The organism is Chrysiogenes arsenatis DSM 11915 (genome assembly GCF_000469585.1).
In the GTDB taxonomy this organism is placed as follows: domain Bacteria; phylum Chrysiogenota; class Chrysiogenetes; order Chrysiogenales; family Chrysiogenaceae; genus Chrysiogenes; species Chrysiogenes arsenatis.
Window position 1 is genome coordinate 411968 of record NZ_AWNK01000001.1, and the last position, 19389, is coordinate 431356.

The following is a 19389-nucleotide window of genomic DNA, read 5'->3' on the forward strand; positions in this document are numbered from 1 at the left end:
TATGGATAGATGGAATACACAGCCGACGTCATCTCCCGAACACTTCCAACACACACAAGCACCCGAGCCAGAGGCGTCACAACCACACCCCAAGCGTAAATCTGGACTCTGGTGGAAACTTCCGCTCAGCCTCATGCTTGGCTGTTGTATCTTTCTTGGTGGTGTTCTGGGTTACATTGTAGCCACGCTCTACCAAGAACTCCCTGCCATTGACGAGCTCGGCAGTTTCCGCCCCTCTTCCATTAGTCGCATGTACGATCGTAATGGCGTGCTGATCGGTGAATTTTTCCGCGAAAAACGGATACCGATTTCACTACAGACACTCCCAGAGCATGTCTACTATGCCAGTATTGCCGTCGAAGATGCGACGTTCTTTGAGCACGGCGGACTGGACTTTCAGGGGATCATCCGCGCCGCCACGAAAAACTTTCAGGCGGGTCGCGTGGTTGAAGGGGGAAGCACCATTACGCAACAGCTTGCCAAAACGATGTTCCTGACGTCCGAGCGCAAATTAACGCGTAAAATCAAAGAGGCTTTTCTCGCTTTTAAAATCGACAGCACCCTTGAAAAACAGCACATTCTAGAACTCTACCTGAACCAAATCTATTACGGGCGTGGTGCGTATGGCATCGAAGCCGCAGCGCAAAACTTTTTCAATAAATCAGCGCACGAGCTAACAGTTGCCGAAGCGGCAATGCTTGCGGGAATGCCCAAGGCCCCTTCGCGCTATAGTCGCGATATCAACGATGCCGAAACGCAGCAGCGGTGGCGTCATGTCCTCAACCGGATGCGCGAAGAGCGGGCGATTACGGAAAGTCAATTTGACGAAGCGATCAACACACCACTCGCTATCACTGGCCACATTGGCCAGCTCAACGACGCGCCATATGTGTCCGATTTCGTCCGCAACGCTATCATCGAAAAACATGGCGAAGACCTCCTGTATCGTGAAGGGGTCAGCATATATACAACCGTGGATATCAGAGCGCAACACGTTGCGCATGAAGCGATTACCAAGGCGAAACAAGAGTACATCCAGCGACGCGAAGGGCGACGCCTGCCGCACGAACTGACTCCGGAAGACATTCAATTTGCCCTGCTGAGCATCGATAACCACGATGGAGCCATCATCGCCATGGTAGGTGGGACGGACTTTTACACCAACCAATTCAACCGCGCCATGAATGGGCAACGCCAAACCGGATCGGCCTTTAAGCCGTTTGTCTATTCTGCCGCACTTGAAAAAGGGTTGAGCCCAGCCACGATTATGGTCGACGCGCCCATGATTTTCCCTTCTTCGGAGCTGGTCTGGAAGCCCGAAAACTATACCCAAAGATTCTATGGCCCTACCAGCTTGCGCAATGCCGTGGCGCAGTCACTGAATGTTGTGGCGGTCAAAGTGCTCCAAGAAGTCGGCATCGGCACTGCCATTGATCACGTTCGTCGCTTGGGCATTACCGCGCCGATCAACCGCGATCTTTCTATTGCGCTGGGGAGTTCTTCCGTGACGTTACTGGAATTAACGCGCGCCTACAGTATTTTCCCCGCAGAAGGGAGGCGCCATGAGCCCTACCTGATTCAGCGGGTCGTTGATCGCGACGGGAAGGTAATTGAAGAGCATATTCCGTCATTCGAACAGGCCATTTCGCCTCAGGTAGCCTATGTAATGACCTCAATGCTACAAAGTGTTATTACCGATGGTACGGGACGCAGCCTGCGCTCGCTCCCCATGACACTGGCCGGAAAAACCGGAACGACCAATGCCTTTAACGATGCGTGGTTCTTCGGCTTCACCCCGCGCTACACGACAGGCGTTTGGACGGGTTTCGATGTGCCACGCACCATGGGACACGGCGAAGCAGGGGCGCGCAGTGCGGCACCGGTTTTTGCCGAGTTCGCCAAAAACTATTTTGATAGTGAGCCCGCCGTTGACTTTCCTGTTCCAGAAGGTGTTGTCTTCCGCCGCATCGACCCGACTACTGGGCAACTGGCGCGCGAAGGGGCTCCCAATTCGATCATGGAAGTATTCGTCGCTGGCACTGAACCACGCGATGTTTCCACAGGCTCAACGCAAGATCAAATGATAGACCTCTTTCAATTACGCGGTGGAGATACCCCATGAATAAGTGGAAATCAGTGTGCGACTCACTTCCGTTTGGCATCTTTGTCGTTGACACTCGTGGCCGCATTACCGACCTCAACCATGAGGGGGAAATTCTGCTGAGCACGTCGCGCTCCCGCGCCCTCAAGAGCTATCTTTCGCGCTATTTCGACAATGAAAGCTGCATCACCGAACAGCTTGCCTATGTCCGAGGCAGCTACCGTTCTGTCAGCGTTGACGAAGTGCTCAAGCTCCGCTCCTCGCAAAATCTTATCCCCGTGGAAGTAAGTATTTCGCTGCATGATGAATCACCCGAACACCTGATTGTCGCCGTACGCGATATTTCGAATCGGATGGTCATCGAACGCGCCAAGGCGATTTCCGGCGACTACGAGAATATGGATCGCATTCTGGCGGAAATTGCCCACGAAATAAAAAATCCTCTGAGCGCTATTTTAGGCGCGGCACGGCTCTTACAGGAAAGCGATGATGACGGCGTATTGCCGCTGGCCGATATCATCAGCGAAGAATCCCTGAGACTGGAAGCCATGCTCAGCAATATCCAAAGCTTTTGCCGCCCACCACAAGTGCGCGCCACCGAAGTGAATATTCACCGCCTCCTCAAAGAGCTGGTGGAACGACAAATGCCACTCTTGGAAGAGAAGCAAATCACGATTACCGAATACTATGATCCAAGTTTGCCAGAGATTTTCGCCGATGAAGAGAAGATCTTTCGCGTGATACTCAATATCCTGAAAAACGCCGTAGACGCCTGCTCCATCGGCGGTAAAATTACGCTACACACCGGAATATCCATGGGCGACCTGTTAGGGAAAGGTTTTGTTACTTGGATTTACCTCTCTATTCGCGACAACGGTGCCGGCATTCCCGTCGACGTGCGCGAAAAGATATTTACACCATTTTTTACCACCAAAGGACATGGTAATGGCCTTGGACTCCCTATCAGCATGAAAATCCTCCGCGCCCACGGCGGAAAAATAGACGTGGAAAGTACCATCGGCATTGGCACGAACGTGACGATATACCTTCCCATGAAAAATCGCCTAGCAAGAGGATCGTCATGAATAACGTTCGCAAGACCATTATGGTCGTCGATGACGAAAAAAACATCCAAATCGTCCTCAAAAAAGCCATGGAAAATGACTTTACCGTGTTGCTCGCTTCAAACGCCGAAGAAGCTCTGGAACGCTTAGCGGAAACGCCTGTCGATCTTGTTTTCATGGACATCAACATGCCGGGCATGAGTGGATTGGAAGCGCTAGAACGGATCAATAAAACGTCAGGTATTCCGGTCGTGATTATGACCGCACGCAGCGGCATGCAAACCGTCATTGATGCGATGAAACTCTCCGCCTATGAGTACGTCACGAAACCATTTGAAATCAACGAAATACGCAAACTCGCAGCCGAAGCAACCCGCATCTCGCCGCACCCGATTTCCTCTACCCGCCGTGACGACGCCACCACGCCACAGTTCGAAAAAATTATCGGCAATAGTCCCGCCATGCGCGAAGTGTTTAAGCTGATCGGCAAAGCAGCGCCAACCCGCGTGACCGTGCTGATCGAAGGGGAGTCAGGAACGGGCAAGGAACTGGTCGCGCGCGTCATCCATCAAAACTCGACCGTGGCCAATATGCCGTTTATCCCGATCAACCTTGCCGCCATTCCTGAAGAGCTGATGGAGAGTGAATTTTTCGGTCACGAAAAAGGAGCCTTTACCGGCGCAACCGAGCGACGGATGGGGCTTTTCCGCGAAGCCCAAGGCGGCACGCTGTTTCTTGACGAACTGGGACACATGCCGCTGGCACTGCAAGCCAAACTGCTGCGCGTGTTACAAGAAGGGGAAGTATCGCCCGTCGGCAGCTCCAAGATTCATCACGTCGATGTCCGCATCATCGCCGCTACCAACCGCAGCCTCCATGAAATGGTTCAAAAGAATCTTTTCCGCGAAGACCTGTTTTATCGCCTGAACGTCTTTACCATCCCGCTGCCTCCGCTGCGGAACCGCTTGGAAGATATTGATGAATTGGTGGAGTACTTTTCTATCCGTTACGCCCGCGAGTTCGCCATCCCACGCAAACAACTCAGCCCAGAAGCGTTGCGCAAGATGAAGCAATACGAGTGGCCTGGCAACGTACGCGAACTGGAAAATGCCATCAAGCGCGCCTTGCTTCTGGCGAACTCTTCGACCATTACCGCCGACGACGTGCAAATTAATTCCCAAGGGATTTCAGACCACGGAACAGCCACAGCAGCTCACCCTCTCTTTAGCCATGACGAAAGCCCGGCCAGTTCCACCTTGCAATACATGATTCGCAATAAAGCACTGCCACACCTGCACACCATGATGGAAAGTGGACAGGGAAATCTGCACGACCTGATCATTGGTGAAATTGAAAAAATTCTCTATGAAATCGTGCTGGAATATACCCGTGGCAATCAAGTCGCCGCAGCGAACGTGCTGGGGGTGAACCGCAACACCGTGCGCAAAAAAGTGAGCGACTACCGTTTGAATGTCTACGAGTTCAAGAAAAAGGAACGCAGATAGTGCGGGTGTGTGCCAACATGATCAGACCATGGCGCGCGTTGATTGCACTCAGTATGGTGCTTGTACTCTCAAGCCTCTGCTGGAGCATGCCTGCAACAGTGACGCCCGTATTCGACCGCGATTACCTTCCCAAGGCTCGCGAAATTATTGGCAAAGCGCGCCATTCCATTGATGTGGCAATCTATATGTTCAAAACGGCGAATGAGCACAATAATGCTTCCGCTGATTTACAAGAAGAGCTGATTCGTGCCGCCAAACGCGGCGTGAAGATTCGCGTCCTCTTCGATCATCCCGGCAAAGAAACCGACTTTATTTATGAAGCAAATATTGATACTGCGCGCGAACTATTGGCTTTCGGCATTGAGTGTTATTTTGATAACCCCAAACGGCGCATGCACGCCAAGATGATGGTAATCGACAACCGCTTTACGCTGCTGGGAAGCCACAATTATACCGTCAGCGGTATGAATCATAACGATGAAGCCTCGGTGCTCATCGACAGCGAACCCTTTGCCAAGCAAAGCCGTGCGTATATCGAACAGATTATTCGCAAAGGGAAACGGATACAGAAGTAGGATGAAGACCGCGTTAAAGATCCACAAAAACATATTGCAAAAAAGGAGTTACACATGGCCGACAAGAAGATCATCCTGACCGAATCGCAGATGCCACGTCATTGGTACAATATTGTAGCCGATATGCCCAATCCTCCCGCGCCACCCATCGATGCCACCACGAACCAACCCGTCGACCCAGCGAAACTCGAACGGATTTTTGCGCCACAATTGGTACAGCAGGAAATGAGTAGCGAACGTTATATTGAAATTCCTGAAGAGGTATTTGATGTGTACCGTTTATGGAGACCTTCGCCGCTGATCCGTGCCACGGCACTGGAAAAGGCACTCGGCACACCTGCCAAAATTTACTACAAGTATGAAGGTGGCTCGTACGCCGGATCACATAAACCAAACACCGCCATCCCGCAGGTATACTACAATAAACTTAATGGCATTAAACGGCTCTGCACCGAAACGGGCGCTGGTCAGTGGGGAACGTCGATGGCGTTTGCCTGTAATCACTTCGGTATTGAAGCGGTCATTTATATGGTCAAAGTCAGCTACTACCAAAAACCATACCGCAAAGCGATGATGGAAATGTGGGGCGGAAAAGTGATTCCATCGCCGTCCGAATTTACTGCCGCTGGACGTGCGGTGCTCGCGGAAGATCCAGACTCCAACGGCTCACTCGGCTGTGCTATTTCTGAAGCCGTGGAAGATACCTTAACGCGCGAAGATACGCGCTACTGCCTTGGCAGTGTCTTAAACCACGTGGCATTGCATCAGACTATCGTCGGTGAAGAGTCGCTGCGTCAGCTTGAAATGGCTGGAGACTATCCTGATGTGGTTATCGGCTGCGCGGGCGGCGGTTCCAATCTTGCCGGAATTGCCTTCCCATTCATCCGCGAAAATATCCGTGGCAATCTAAAAACACGCATTGTCGCCGTCGAACCAACCGCCTGCCCTACGATGACCAAAGGGGTTTACGACTACGATTTTGGCGATGTCGCCCGCATGACGCCAAAAATGAAGATGTACACGCTTGGACACCGCTTTATGCCTGCCGGAATCCACGCTGGCGGTCTGCGCTATCACGGGATGAGTCCACTCGTTAGCCAACTCTATCACGAAGGCTATATGGAAGCCGTCGCCTACCACCAGCTGGAGTGTTTTGAGGCTGCGGCGCTGTTTGTCCGTACGGAAGCGATCCTCCCAGCACCCGAGTCGAGTCATGCTATTCGCGGGGCTATTGTTGAGGCATTAAAAGCCAAAGAGTCTGGCGAAGCAAAAGTAATTCTCTTTAACCTCAGTGGTCACGGCCATTTTGACATCGCGTCATACGATAAATATTTCCAGGGTGAGCTTGTCGCCTACGAACATCCAGAAGCAGAAATCCAGCGAGCACTCGGGAAAATGTAAATTCTATAAACATTTTCGGAACGCCCTCTTGATATTTCACAAGCAATGATATAATAAAGAAGAATCATTACCGGAAACGTAATCATCAAACCACGGCACACATCCCGTTCAGTACGAACACGGAGGAGACCTATGAAAAGTATCAACGACATAAGCAGTGATCTGCGCACCAAAGGGATGAAGATGACGCGTCAGCGTCGAGTCATTCTTGAGGTGTTGCAAAGCACAAAAAGCCACCCTACCGCCGAGTGGATCTATCAACAGGTTCGCGGCTTAATGCCCCACATTAGCCTTGGTACGGTGTATCGTAACCTGAACCTTCTGCGCGACGAGGGGATGATCCTTGAAATGAGCTATGGGAAACACCAAGCGCGCTTTGATGGCACCATCCACCCGCACTATCACGTGAGATGTGTTCAATGTGGCCACATTCATGACTTGAATGTTGACGTGCCATTTCCCAACGAACTTGAGCATTTAGTTGAGGCAAAAACTGGCTTTACGGTTCTCGATCACCGTCTTGAGTTCAGTGGCATCTGCCAGAACTGCACCAAAACAGACTAAAAAATCATTCTTTGGAATGAGCCACAACTGATATACTCAGTTGTGGTTTTTTCATTTTCAAACCGTGTCGGGAGCATACATGTCACAAGCTGCTGAGGGGGCGCAAGGAGAAGGAAACCGCTTTGTGCGGGGATTTCTTTCGTTCGCCAGTGCTACATTTATAAGCCGCATTCTCGGCTTTGTACGCGACATGGTCGTTGCCATGTTTTATGGCGCATCGCACGCTGCCGACGCCTTTTTTATTGCGTTTAGTATTCCATCGCTCCTGCGCCGTCTGTTTGCGGAAGGATCACTCAGCGCATCATTCGTTTCCGTGTTTTCGAAAACCGTCGCCAATGAAGGGGAAGTACGCGCGCGCGAAGTATTCCAGCGAGTCTTTACGCTGCTTGGCACCACGCTCCTAGCGATTACACTGGCGGGTGTCCTCCTTGCGCCACTGCTCGTATGGATCATTGTCCCTGGCTTTCGGGAAACGCCCGGCAAATATGAGCTTACTGTTTTACTGACGCAAATCATGTTTCCTTATCTGCTGTTTATCGGTCTTGCTACTGTCGTTATGGGAACACTCAATACGCACGGGAAATTCTTTATTGCTTCACTGACACCGTTGATTTTGAATGTCGCTATGATAAGCGCCTGCGCCATCGGCGCTTACTGGTACAATAATTCTATCGTCGCCCTCGCGGTTGGCGTTGCGATTGGCGGCGCGTTGCAACTTATCATGCAACTCCCCTCGCTGTGGGGACAAAATTACCGCATTCGGCTCCGTTGGGCCCCCCAAGATCCCGCAGTAAAACGGATCATCACATTGATGATTCCAGGCATTTTCGGCCTGGCAGTCGCTCAAATTAACACTACCATTGACGGCATTGTGGCGAGTTTTCTGGCCGCTGGGAGCGTCAGTTTTCTCTACTACGCCAACCGCCTCGTACAATTTCCTCTTGGTGTTTTTGGGATTGCGATTTCAACGGCCATTCTCCCCGGTCTTTCACGGGCGAGCGGAAGCAACGACACGCTTGGATTGAACGATCTGCTCCGTCAAGGAAATCATCTCATTTTCTTTATTACCCTTCCCTGCGTTATCGGGCTCCTCATCGTAGGATACGAAATACTGGAAATGTTACTTGTGCGCGGAGAATTTACGCTCGACAACGCTTGGAACACCTACTTAGCACTCGCAACCTATAGCCTTGGGCTGCTGGCATTTTCACTGACCAAGATGACCGCGTCGGTATTCTATTCGTTTGAAGAGAGCCGCACGCCAGTCAAAGCGGGGATAGTGGCAATGGTGATAAATGCCGTACTGAACGTGGCATTTATGTATCCTTTTGGGCATGCCGGTCTGGCACTGGCAACCTCGCTAGCAAGTTGGGCAAATTTCTGGTATTTATGGCATGCGTTACACCGCAAACGGAGTGAAATTACCGTCCGTTTTTTCGACCGCGAAATTGGCAAAATAACTCTGCTCTGTGGCTTGCTTGGGGTGGTTCTGCTCGCCACACGCTACGCATTGAACCACTTTACTATTCCTGCCACTGGGCAAGTTGCGCTACAATTACCACTGGCGGTCATTTTCTATGGTGTCGGAGCAAAGCTCCTAGGCCTCGGCTCATACCGTTTTTTACTTGACAATATGCGCCGGAAAAAGGACACCAAACGGGTCAATGCCGATCACGGCGAGTGACAGTAAGGAAGAACACGTGACGAAAAAAGGGACTGAAATTGACGTACCAGCTTTGCGACGCTGGGCAACTACAGCTCACAATTTTGTTTTTGGCGAAATAGAAGGACGACCGATCGGCATTAAAATCATTACCGTAATTGCCGTATTACTTGTGGCGCTACTGGCGGTTCCTGAAGATCACTTGTTTGTGCGCGCCTACGATCTGGGCGATGTCGCGGGGAGCAATATTAAGTCGAGCCGAGAATTGATGCTCGAAAACAACGCGGATGATATTGCCGCAGGAAAACCACCATACATCGTGGTACGGCGCGGTGAAATGATTGTCCGCGAAGGGGAAATCGTCACCGAACTCACCATGCGCAAACTTGAAGAACTGCGTGGCGCACGGGGAATTGGCGACCACTTTTCCGTCTTCTTGGGAACACTTCTCCTTTCCGCGCTCCTCGTATTTATTCCATGGAAATACTTTGAACGGGCACGAAAAAAGATTTTCCGTGACCCCAATCGCATGTATGTCTTTTTTACTATCCTGCTCGGGTCAGTGCTGCTCACAAAGCTCGGCATGTCTGCTTCCATGACACTGTCACTCGGCGCCTTTGTCGGCGCAGGGTATTCGCTCGTGATTTTTGCCCTCCCGGTAGCAGCTGGAGCCACACTGATTGCTATTCTGCTCGATCTTCATATTGCATTGGTCTATTCCACCATTTTTTCAATTATCTGCGGCGTTATGGCCGGACTCGATATTTTTTATACGGTGTACACGTTCCTCATGTGCATCGTGGCAGCCTTTACCAGCTTTGCCTTTAAAAGCCGGATGGAACTCCTTGGTTCCGCGCTCTGGTCAAGCACCGCTGGCGGCATTGTGGTCATCAGCATGCTGCTGGCATCAGGGGAACTGCTGAGCTTGAACACGTTCTGGCTCTTGATTTTTGTGTTTATTGCTGGACAGCTTTCGTTAATTATTGCCGCCGGTTCGCTCCCAATTTTCGAAGCACTTTTTCACGTCACGTCCGACTTACGTCTCCTCGAACTTTCCAACCTCGGCCACCCGCTGCTCAAACAACTCGTTATTAAAGCGCCCGGCACCTATCACCACTCCATAATTGTGGGAACTCTTGTCGAGGCAGCTGCCGAAAAAATTGGCGTCAACCCGCTTTTAGCCAGGGTTGGTGCCTACTATCATGACATTGGAAAAATGAAAAAGTCCGAATACTTTGTCGAAAATCAACGGGGCGGCATCAACCGTCACGACTCACTTTCACCCGCCATGTCGGCCTTAGTTATCACCAACCACCTGAAGCACGGCCAAGAGCTGGCGGAAGAGCATAACCTCCCCAAAGCCATCAGCGATATTATCCAGCAGCACCACGGTCGAACGCTGATCCGCTTTTTTTATCAAAAGGCCATGGCGAACGGCGACAAAGTTGACGAAGAAAAATTCCGCTACGCTGGCCCTAAACCACAAACCCGTGCAGCGGCTCTTGTTATGCTGGCGGACGGCTGCGAAGCCGCCTGTCGCACCCTTGCCGACCCAACCCATAATCGCATCCAAGGGCTGGTGCTAAAAATCGTCAACAATGTTTTTGTCGATGGACAGCTCGACGAGTGCGACCTGACGCTGAAAGATTTAAGCGCGATTGCCGAAAGCTTTACGGCTGTTCTCACCGGCATTTACCACCAACGGATTGAATATCCAGAAGAAAAGAAAGCTCCCGTGGTGAAAGAAAAAGATACCGCGCACAAAGAACCGGTTAAAGAGCCTTTGAAGGAACCGCCCCCTAAAGAACCAGTAAAAGCAAAAGATAAAGAAGCGCCACAAGCAGCTCTATCGGCAGTTGATCGCACTCAAACGCTTCCCGCCGTGAGCATCGACGCCGAGCACGCGCCAAAAATTGTGGCCGCCATGCACCACCACGAAAAAAAATAACCAAGGAGCTTTGCACCATGAAGTGTGCCGTTATTGGAGCTGGAAGCTGGGGAACCGCATTAGGGCATCACCTTGCGCGATGCGGACACGAAGTGATGGTATTTGCGCATGAAGCACAGGTTGCCAATGGCATTAACCGCGAGCAGCGCAACCCACTTTACTTAGAAGACCTTCCCCTTGCACCGATGCACGCAACCACAGAGTATGAACAACTCTTTCAGCCATTTGACTTTTATCTCTGGACCGTGCCGACCCAAGTAAGCCGCAGCCTACTCGAAAAAGTACGCGACCATATTGATATCTCGGTTCCCGTCGTCATCGCGAGTAAAGGGATAGAAAACACAACGCTCTTGACGCTGGACGAGGTTTTTCGCGATTCGCTTGGCCCTCACGCTTCGCTCGCCGTGTTGTCCGGCCCTTCTTTTGCCCGCGAAGTGGTACTTGGTTTCCCAACCGCCGTCACCATTGCCTGCAAATCCGAACACACCGCACGATTCCTTCAAAACGCCTTTGCCTCACCCATCTTCCGCGCCTACACAACACGCGACGTGGTGGGGGTCGAAATCTGTGGTGCGGTCAAAAACGTGATCGCTATCGCCAGCGGCATTTGCTCTGGACTCGGTTTAGGCCATAACACCACGGCCGCCCTGTTAACGCGTGGTTTAGCCGAAATCACCCGCTTGGTTGTTCGCATGGGGGGCGAAGAACACACCACCGCCGGATTGGCCGGGATGGGTGATTTAACCCTGACCTGTACCGGAAGTTTGAGCCGCAACCGCACCGTTGGTGAACGGTTGGCGCGCGGAGAATCGCTTGATGCTATTATTTCCAGCATGAAAATGGTAGCCGAAGGGATCGAAACGACTCGCTCCACCTACGGGCTGGCGCAGAAGATGGAAGTCGAAATGCCCATCACCACAGAAGTCTACCGTATCTTATTTGAAGGCAAATCGATTACCGCCGGGATACGCGACCTGATGGAGCGCGATCCACGCGAAGAGCGGTGGCTCTGATGCATTTCCCCGTCACCTGCCGCGCCGTACTCAGTCAAGCGATTGGCGGGCACCACTATCCCGAAGGACACGGTTACGAAGTATTTATCGACACACCAGCACTGGATAATTGTTCAGACAGCCATTTAGCCGATACCTTGGATCGCCTGAAAAAAAAAGGGGATTGCTTTACCTTTCATGCCCCTTTCTTTGACCTTTCACCCGGAGCCGTTGATCGTAAAGTGCGCGACGTAACCCGCGAACGATTCTTGCAAACTGCACGGCTCGCCAACGCAACGCGCCCACGCAACATCGTATTTCACACAGGCTATCTTCCCGACATTTATGGGCAGGGAAAGTATCATCGCCATTGGCTGGAAAGTGCCGCGGAACTCTTTTTAGAAATTATCGAACAACTTGACGCCTCAATCACTCTTTCTTTAGAAAACATTTTTGAGCGCGAACCATCGTCGCTTCTCCGACTTGCAGAAACCATCAATCACCCTCGCGTCGGCTTTTGCCTCGACATCGGGCATGCCTATATCTTTTCACCCCTTGCATCGCAAGCGTGGGTCGAAGCCTTTGGCGCAAAACTTCTGGAATTGCACGTTCACGACAACCACGGCACGGTTGATGAACACCTCCCCTGTGGTGCCGGACAGGTTGACTTTGGCGCACTGTTTCAGCATCTTGCCACGCTACCGCAACGTCCGATTATCACCCTTGAAAATGGTAGCGAACACGACTTTCAACAGGGCTTGGCGCACTTGCGAACTGTTTCGGGAGCGGTTTTTTCGTGAATAAACGTCGCGTAGCTATTTTTGTTGATCGCGATGGCACCATCAACCGCGAAGTTGATTACCTGCACCGCATTGAAGACTTTGCCTTTGAAACGGGTGCCATCGAAGGACTCCACATTTTGCAGCAATTTGGCGAAATCTACGTGGTTACCAACCAATCAGGCATCGGGCGCGGCTACTATACTGAAGCTCAGATGGAAACACTCCATGGCTACATGGGCGACCAACTCACGCAACATGGAATAACGATTTCTGGAATCTACGCTTGCCCTCACCACGTAGAAAAAGGGAATCCTCCCTACAATATCGACTGCCAATGCCGAAAGCCAAATCCGGGAATGCTTGTGCAAGCCGCGCATGAGCATCAGCTCGACCTAACGACCAGCTGGATAATTGGCGACAAAGATGCCGATATCTTCGCCGGATGGAACGCGGGATGCCGTGGTGCAGTGCTGATAACAACTGGGCATGGGAAAGAGCATGCCGCAAAAATCCGTGTGCCGGACACGCGCCCGTTTCTCTTCGCCGTCATGCCAACACTCTACGAAGCGGCGCAGTGGATAGAAAGGCAGCAGTAGTCACGTATCGCACCGGCAATGAATCCCCGTTACTACAGTATCACTCGTACCATTTTTGCCGGATCAATTGTCTGTATCACCTTTCCTGCATAATCAATCCCACTGTGGGCAGCAAACTCCTCCAGCGTTCTGACACTCCCGAGCCCGTAGGCACCAACAAGTGTACGTTGGAATAGCAATTCCATAACTCGCTCTCTGGCCTTATTTTGCAAATCTATCCGTGAAAAATTTCGTTGTTTTTCCCACTCTGGATGCCAGTGATGCGCCATATGTGCCGTATGTGGCTGTTTATAAAGATGGTAGAGAGGGATGCGTTTGGGGTGAACAATGTCCCAACCACGCGTAAAGGCGCGAACAGCGAGACTTTGCTCTTCGCCATGAAAATAGAGGTAGGGGTCATAGGGAATTTCCTGCACAAAATCACCTGACGTAAAAATAAATCCACCTGCCAGATGGTACCCGAGAAGGGGATGATCACTCGAAACATGTTCCGCACGAAAACGAAGCGTCGCATTATCGTTTTCCAGTGAGGACTCAGGATGCGGACGAAGCACCAACACTGTTTTATCGCTCACGCGCACTTTTACAGTCGGCGTATTGCCCTCCATTTCAAAGCCATAGGGATAGGTACTGATAATTGGTTTAGGAAGTTGTGCAGAGAGTTTAGTATGCAATTCGATGAGTTGAACATCCCAATTTTGCTCAAAAATCGTATGTGAATCAACTTGGAGTATGTACTCCTCGCCACCATAGAGGGAAAATACAATGTTCCGAGCCCACGAAACGCCCCGCGAGTCGATAGGGTTTAGATGCACATAGCGAAACATTTTCGGAGCTACCAGCGTTCCGATAAGATCACTGCGGCGCTCAGGATGCTGATCGGCGATACCAAACACTAAACGTTCAGGATAGCCAGCATGCTCCACCGCACTTTGAATGGTAAGCGGTAAAAATTGATCACAATACGCAGCAAGACTAACAAAAATCTTCATTGATACCTCTACAAACAATAGGGCAAGGAGAACAGAGACTCCTCCTTGCCCTAAAAGCGAATCTATCCCTTACGTGGCATCTGATATATCATCAAAACCACTGATCGAAATATCTTTATCGATCAAAATACTCAGGTTTTCACTACTCAAGATGGTAAAGGCAGAGTTCTCGCCAGTTCCCTCCGTTTTTTCCCACTGAGCAGAATCTACTTCTTTCAGCTCAATGCTATCACTGGCATCGCCAAAGATTTTTATCGTACCGCTCCGTTCGGGATCGGAAAGCAAATCGGCAAGATTGAGCTTAATCGTATTCGCTTGGCCATTTTCGGTATTGACTTCAGCGTACTGGGTGACCTTATCGAGATTAAGAACGAAATCGCTGTCGTCAAGGATAGAAAGCGATTGCTCTTCAGTCCCACTGGTCTGAATAACGCTGATCGGTTTCACTGAGAATTCTGCATCCACTTTACCGTTACCATTTACGACATGCCCGCCGTCAAATGAGATGTATTTGAAAGAAGATTCAGAGGAAATACTGAAGACACCATCACTGTCAACATGATCAGATACAAGCCCGCTGGCTTGTTTGTTACCATCTTCATCAAAAATAAACCAATATGAGCCCGCTGTTGCCCCGTCAATTTGAGCCGTAAAATCGCGTACCGAATCACTGAGATGGAAAAGCAGAGCTTCGTTAGAGTCAATCTTATCGGCGATATCATTACCTTGGTGGTCAACACCATATGCACCGTTAGCATCAACGTTGACCTTGGCAGAATTATGGTTTTCTATAGAGTTCCAATTCAGTCCATTACTATTGGCATAATTTCCTGCACCAGTACCATTGCCGCTGGTATGAGCGGTGACGTTTTCAATTTTGACTGCAGGATTTGTCACTCCCTCGTGATCCCCATTGTTAACGATATCGAGTACAGGTGGCTCAGCTTCACCGAAGGTGACCACTTGACCATCAAGAGTAACACTTATCCCCTCAAAACTGGTCACTTTCATATTGCCCAGAGTTTTGAAGGTAAATGTCTGATCTGGTGTTTTCGCCGCATGCTCAGCAAACTCAGCCAGTTCGGTGCGCATCGCATCGGTTAATTGGCCATCCTTGAGCTGAACAACAAGAGTATCTTCGCCAGCTCCACCATTAATGACCACGTCAGCACCAAGAACCGCTGCGCCAACAATAACCGTGTCGTTACCTTCACCAGTGGTAATAGTAGCTTTTTTGAATGTTGCCTCGGCGATATCGATCGTATCGTTACCACTACCAGCAGAAACACTGATAGAGCTAAACGATTTATCAAGGACAACTTCGTTATTTCCAGACACCAGTTCAACCACGGCAATCGTATGCCCCTTATCACCACTGATGGTGATAGAGTCATTACCACCAGCACTCTTCACCGTAAACGTATTATCCCATCCAGCATCGTTCGTAAGAGCCGTAATCTTTATTTTATCGTTTCCATCGCCCGTCGTAATAACACCGCGTTTGGCATCAATAATCGTGATGATATTATCACCACCATCAATTGTCACCTCGGTGTAGACAAAATTCTTCATCGTGATGTTGGCTGGGCCTTCGCTGATCGCTTGCGCATTTTTGACATCGTTCCATTTACCTGTTAGCTCTAGCGTGTTTTCGGCTCCATAGATAGCAGTGACTTTCCCATTGCTCGCAATACCATCACCATCGCTATCGATCAGCTTATCACTTTCCGTAAACTTCACCCTCGTATCGCTAACAGTGCGGTTATAGTCGTTAATATTGTTGGCAGAAAAAATGACCGCTGGCTCTTGTGGCGCTACGGGCTCTGGTTCTGGCGCTGTGCTTTGAACTTCGATTGCAATAGACACGGGATCAGTAGTGACCTCTGATACATCGCCATTATCCATCTCGGCGGCACGAGCTACTGCCGTCAGCGCAAACGGCTCCGTTCCGAGCGGTACATGCAGCGTAAGCGTTTGCGAAACATCTATAGCGTTGGCCGCTACGGTCACCGTCCACGTTCCATCATCATTTTTTGTTGCACCGTCAAGCGTCGCCCCTTCTGGCACTCCCTGAATCACGACACTAAGTGATTCGCTGCCGTCGGTATCGGCAAGGGCAGCGGAAAGAGTAACCGGAATGCTTTGTGCCGTAACCGATAATTCACCGCTTAAAGTATTCCCAACACCATCAATCGTTGCCGACTGTGGCGCAACAAAATAACCCGGATCACTTGCATTTCCATTTGCAGAGTGCCCTTCAAATGCAACATACTGAAAGGGGACATTCTCGCCAGCACTAACCGTTACCGTACCATCACCGTTCAAAGTGAAACTGGTATAAGTGCCGACTTGCTCTCCATTAGCATCAAACAGCGACCAGTTTCCTTGAATTTGGCTAATGGCATCTGCTGTATTCAAAGCAAACGTAGCCGCAGTTGCTGGAGCACTCAATTTGACAACTAAGGTTTCGTTATCATCAATTCCTTGAGAACTTTCATTCGCGTTATTTTGAATCCCAACACCATACTGAGTGATAATCGCAGTTTCATTAACAGAGTTAAATTTTAACTCTGCATTGCCGCTTTTAAGGTTTCCAGTAGAGAAATTATTTCCATTAAAAGCAAGTGCCGTGAAACTCGCCGCATCAGCACCATACACTGGCACCGCTTCATCAATACTCAACGACACTGTCGGCGCGTCGGCTACCGCTGTCACGGCTATCGTGGTCGTATAGCTCTGCTTCGACCAATCGGCACCATCAAAGACACGAAACGCAAAACTGCCATCGGCATCACTATCCGGCAATGGACTAAAGAGCAATTTGCCACTAGCAATCTCAGTAGCCGCAACCTCTTGACCCGCCGCGACAGCAACACCATCAAACGTCAATACCCCATTGACCGGCAATGACTCGATCCGGATAGCTGCCAGCTCATCGCCATCAGCATCATCGTAATCACCAAAGTCACTGAGTGATAGCGTCAGAGCAACATCTTCTAAAGTTGTTACTGTGTCATCACTTGCAGTCGGTAAGGCATTCGGATTTTCTACCACCTCTGGGACAACTGGCGCTGCTTGCGCCGCTTGTAAATTGATAAATAAGCTTGCTTCAGACCTATCACCATCACCGTCAGTAATGACATAGGTGAATACATCGGCGACAGTCTTTACTGCCTCGTAGCTGATTCCCTTGATGAAGTAGTCGCTGCTGTCAGATGGATTTAAGGCCGGATTTTCGTAACCGAGCGCCGTGAAGACAATTGAGTTAAAGGCTCCTCCTTGCGGAAGTTTGATAACGGCGCTCCCTTGGTGTCCATTGGTAAAGTTGATGGTTGAGTTATCCAAATTACCGTAACCAACCAAATTACCTTCGGCGTCAAACGCTTCCCACTTACCGCGCTCGCTATCGCCTGACGTTCCACCATTGTCATTGAGGTAAAGATTGCTAAGCGTAACTGTCGCTTGCGTAACTGGTTGTTTAAAGTTGACCGCCAATGCCTCACTTTGACCTGTTTTTGAGTCATGGTTAAGTTGATCGCCAACCGGCATGCCATTTTGCGTGCCTTTCACACCAATACCATTACCAGTGTATGAAACCTGCCCATTAGCCGAAGTGAGTTGTAGTTTTCCATCGGCATCAGTATAGGCAGTGCCAAAGGTAAAAGCCTTCAGCTCTACCGCCAACCATGCCGCTGCATTCGAACCACTAACACTCTGTGTAACTGTCGGTTCGGTAACGTTGTACGTATACGAACCATCCTCATAGGCAGTTAAACGCCCATTATCGCCATCGATTTCTATGAAGCGTTTCCCGTCAGCATCAGTCTTCACCGCTGCATCATCATCAAAGTTTACCTCTGCATTACCAAAACGTACGGCGGTTACTTGAGCACCATCAGCACCTTGGTCATCAGCAGCCAATTGAGCACCCGCACTTCCGCCGCTACCCGTTATAACATTTCCAGAAGTGGAAGCATTAAGCTCCGCTATTACAGTGTCAGAATCCGAGGCAGCCTGAGGCACGGTGTCAAGCAGATCTATCTCATGTACGGCAGAGTAATCTTTCCCATCAGCTGCCTGAGCCGTATAGGTAAACCCTTCGCCACTGAGCACATCAGATTCTGAGTGGTCAGCATTCGCCGGTGGCGTGTATTCCCATGATCCGTCACCGTTTACAGTGAGCAATCCACCTCGCTGAGTCGTTACCGTTGCACCAGCATCAGCAGTGGCCGCTTCGCCAGATTCATTGGTGTATTCAAATGAAATCAGCACTGGGGCTTCTCCCAGCTCATCATTGTCAAATACATTGCCAATAATGGCTTGAACACTCCCCTCTATGATGCTTGCCTGGCTGTCTTTCGCTGAATATCCAGTCGGTGCTTCGGTTGGAGCTTCGGTGACAGCCTCAGTCGGTGCTTCGGTTGGAGCTTCGGTGACAGCCTCAGTCGGTGCTTCGGTTGGAGCTTCGGTGACAGCCTCAGTCGGTGCTTCGGTTGGAGCTTCGGTGACAGCCTCAGTCGGTGCTTCGGTTGGAGCTTCGGTGACAGCTTCGGTTGGAGCTTCGGTGACAGCTTCGGTTGGAGCTTCGGTGACAGCTTCGGTTGGAGCTTCGGTGACAGCTTCGGTTGGAGCTTCGGTGACAGCTTCGGTTGGAGCTTCGGTGACAGCTTCGGTTGGAGCTTCGGTGACAGCTTCGGTTGGAGCTTCGGTGACAGCTTCGGTTGGAGCTTCGGTGACAGCTTCGGTTGGAGCTTCGGTGACAGCTTCGGTTGGAGCTTCGGTGACAGCTTCGGTTGGAGCTTCGGTGACAGCTTCGGTTGGAGCTTCGGTGACAGCTTCGGTTGGAGCTTCGGTGACAGCTTCGGTTGGAGCTTCGGTGACAGCTTCGGTTGGAGCTTCGGTGACAGCTTCGGTTGGAGCTTCGGTGACAGCTTCGGTTGGAGCTTCGGTGACAGCTTCGGTTGGAGCTTCGGTGACAGCTTCGGTTGGAGCTTCGGTGACAGCTTCGGTTGGAGCTTCGGTGACAGCTTCGGTTGGAGCTTCGGTGACAGCTTCGGTTGGAGCTTCGGTGACAGCTTCGGTTGGAGCTTCGGTGACAGCTTCGGTTGGAGCTTCGGTGACAGCTTCGGTTGGAGCTTCGGTGACAGCTTCGGTTGGAGCTTCGGTGACAGCTTCGGTTGGAGCTTCGGTGACAGCTTCGGTTGGA

At 50.7% G+C, this 19389-nt stretch carries 13 protein-coding genes; 11 read left to right on the top strand and 2 right to left on the bottom strand.

Annotated elements, in window-relative coordinates; translation table 11 throughout:
- Window position 1 precedes the first annotated feature (1 nt).
- The 11 genes from P304_RS13505 (at window position 2) to P304_RS13525 (ending at window position 13191) form a co-directional block, all read left to right on the top strand.
- Window positions 2–2122: a penicillin-binding protein 1A gene (locus P304_RS13505; RefSeq protein ID WP_051321312.1), complete on the top strand. Its 2121-nt coding sequence runs from the start codon at window positions 2–4 to the stop codon at window positions 2120–2122.
- Entirely contained in the window at window positions 2119–3186 is a 1068-nt protein-coding gene (locus tag P304_RS0101855) for a two-component system sensor histidine kinase NtrB (RefSeq protein WP_027389153.1), read from the top strand. Before P304_RS13505 ends, P304_RS0101855 begins: the two co-directional genes overlap by 4 nt.
- The gene (locus P304_RS0101860) at window positions 3183–4670 is read left to right on the top strand and encodes a sigma-54-dependent transcriptional regulator (RefSeq protein ID WP_034763549.1); all 1488 of its coding nucleotides are present in this window, start codon (window positions 3183–3185) and stop codon (window positions 4668–4670) included. Before P304_RS0101855 ends, P304_RS0101860 begins: the two co-directional genes overlap by 4 nt.
- Before the next feature lie 17 nt (window positions 4671–4687).
- Window positions 4688–5245, top strand: a complete 558-nt coding sequence (locus tag P304_RS0101865) for a phospholipase D-like domain-containing protein (RefSeq protein WP_152514463.1) — start codon at window positions 4688–4690, stop codon at window positions 5243–5245.
- 54 nt (window positions 5246–5299) lie between these two features.
- Window positions 5300–6646 carry a TrpB-like pyridoxal phosphate-dependent enzyme gene (locus P304_RS0101870; protein ID WP_027389156.1) on the top strand — a complete coding sequence of 449 codons (1347 nt, stop codon included), beginning with the start codon at window positions 5300–5302 and terminating at the stop codon, window positions 6644–6646.
- Between the two features lie 132 nt (window positions 6647–6778).
- On the top strand, window positions 6779–7210 hold the full coding sequence (locus P304_RS0101875) for a Fur family transcriptional regulator (RefSeq protein WP_027389157.1): 432 nt from the start codon (window positions 6779–6781) through the stop codon (window positions 7208–7210).
- 79 nt (window positions 7211–7289) lie between these two features.
- Window positions 7290–8894: a murein biosynthesis integral membrane protein MurJ gene (murJ, locus tag P304_RS13510; protein ID WP_051321313.1), complete on the top strand. Its 1605-nt coding sequence runs from the start codon at window positions 7290–7292 to the stop codon at window positions 8892–8894.
- Window positions 8875–10821 (top strand): HD family phosphohydrolase, encoded by a 1947-nt coding sequence (locus P304_RS13515; protein ID WP_084417479.1) that lies wholly within the window; start codon window positions 8875–8877, stop codon window positions 10819–10821. Before murJ ends, P304_RS13515 begins: the two co-directional genes overlap by 20 nt.
- A 17-nt stretch (window positions 10822–10838) precedes the next feature.
- Window positions 10839–11834: an NAD(P)H-dependent glycerol-3-phosphate dehydrogenase gene (locus P304_RS0101890; RefSeq protein WP_027389158.1), complete on the top strand. Its 996-nt coding sequence runs from the start codon at window positions 10839–10841 to the stop codon at window positions 11832–11834.
- Complete coding sequence (locus P304_RS13520) at window positions 11834–12613, top strand: sugar phosphate isomerase/epimerase family protein (protein ID WP_051321315.1); 780 nt, start codon at window positions 11834–11836, stop codon at window positions 12611–12613. Before P304_RS0101890 ends, P304_RS13520 begins: the two co-directional genes overlap by 1 nt.
- Window positions 12610–13191, top strand: coding sequence for a D-glycero-alpha-D-manno-heptose-1,7-bisphosphate 7-phosphatase (locus P304_RS13525; protein ID WP_084417480.1), 582 nt, complete (start codon window positions 12610–12612; stop codon window positions 13189–13191). Before P304_RS13520 ends, P304_RS13525 begins: the two co-directional genes overlap by 4 nt.
- 32 nt (window positions 13192–13223) lie before the next feature.
- On the opposite strand, the gene P304_RS15890 is transcribed toward P304_RS13525, so the two are convergent.
- Together P304_RS15890 and P304_RS17200 are read right to left on the bottom strand one after the other, a co-directional pair.
- Window positions 13224–14183: a GlcNAc-transferase family protein gene (locus P304_RS15890; RefSeq protein WP_027389159.1), complete on the bottom strand. Its 960-nt coding sequence runs from the start codon at window positions 14181–14183 to the stop codon at window positions 13224–13226.
- Window positions 14184–14252: 69 nt separating this feature from the next.
- Window positions 14253–19389, bottom strand: a 5137-nt coding sequence (locus P304_RS17200) for a hypothetical protein (protein WP_027389160.1), incomplete at its 5' end; no start/stop codon positions are given.